Source organism: Enterobacter sp. HMSC16D10 (genome assembly GCF_001807145.1).
GTDB lineage: Bacteria > Pseudomonadota > Gammaproteobacteria > Enterobacterales > Enterobacteriaceae > Enterobacter > Enterobacter roggenkampii.
The window spans coordinates 1-1,076 of the sequence record NZ_KV787903.1 but is presented as its reverse complement, the minus strand read 5'-3'; the positions used below and the strand labels follow the sequence as shown (position 1 = coordinate 1,076).

The window sequence follows — 1,076 nt, the reverse complement described above, 5'->3', positions numbered from 1 at the left end:
TGCCGTCGAGCTGCACCGGGAGCAGGAGCGCGGGGTGCAGCATCAGAAAGCGCTGGAGCTGGAGCGATCTCAGCGACAGCGGACGTATAACAGCCCTTCACTGTGATAACCTGATAAAACGGGGCTTTCGGTGGACATCTGCGCTGAAAGCCGGAGCCATTCACCCGACTGCATAGCCATGCAGCCGGGTGAAATTTATCTGGCGCAGAATGCGCGGTTTAGCGGAGAGTTTGCTGCCGGTTTTACCGGGCTGACGCCGCATTTGTTCCGAACCCGTCCGGGGCGGTGCTGATAAGGGATGTTAATGGTAAATGCGGCATTTTTTATTATATGGAGTGTATTTTTATGAGAATTAAAAAGCCTCACTTTCGTCCGATAGTCATAACCTTGTCCGTTGGTGGGATTTTGTTAACTTCTATTTTTCTGATTGCCGTTATTATGGTTTTTCAGCGCGAAAATATAGAAAAAGATTTGCTTGATGCTAATTCATCGTACGCTATGAAAATGTCAGATGTAATGAGTGGTTATATTGAAATGGCTCAAGGTGAATTAGCATATGGAGCAAAAAAAATAAAATCAACTAATGATATTGACTCACTTAAAGATGAGGCGGATAGGTTAAGATTGCAGTCTGGTATGTTTAATTCAGTTTTTGTTGTTAGTAATGATGCTGTTGTTCTGGCGACTTCGCCAGAATCTCTTGATTTAGTTGGTACCCGCTTGAATTCAAGTGCCAACAAATTGGCGATTGAGGAAAAGAAACCATTCATATCTTCACCGTTCAAATCAGTGACTGGGAATTTGATTATTTTGTTGTCACATCCTATTTATGATAAGAATGGCAATTACATAGGGCATGTCGGTGGGTCTATATATCTAAAAAAACATAGTTTATTTAGCGATGTTTTGGAGCAGGCATTTTTTCAAGAGCGACACTGAAATTAGCATTGTTAGTGATGATGGAACTGTGATCTTTAATAACGATAACAGTGCTGTTGGTCGGCCCATGGTTATGTCTGATGATTTGAAATCAAAGTTAACGGAGTCTGATAGAGGTGAGGGGGAATTTTTTTTTT

The 1,076-nt window shown here is 42.1% G+C and carries 1 protein-coding gene; it reads left to right on the top strand.

The window, feature by feature from the left end:
- Positions 1–345: 345 nt before the first annotated feature.
- Positions 346–939: a PDC sensor domain-containing protein gene (locus HMPREF3143_RS20060; RefSeq protein ID WP_254668447.1), complete on the top strand. Its 594-nt coding sequence runs from the start codon at positions 346–348 to the stop codon at positions 937–939.
- Positions 940–1,076 lie beyond the last annotated feature (137 nt).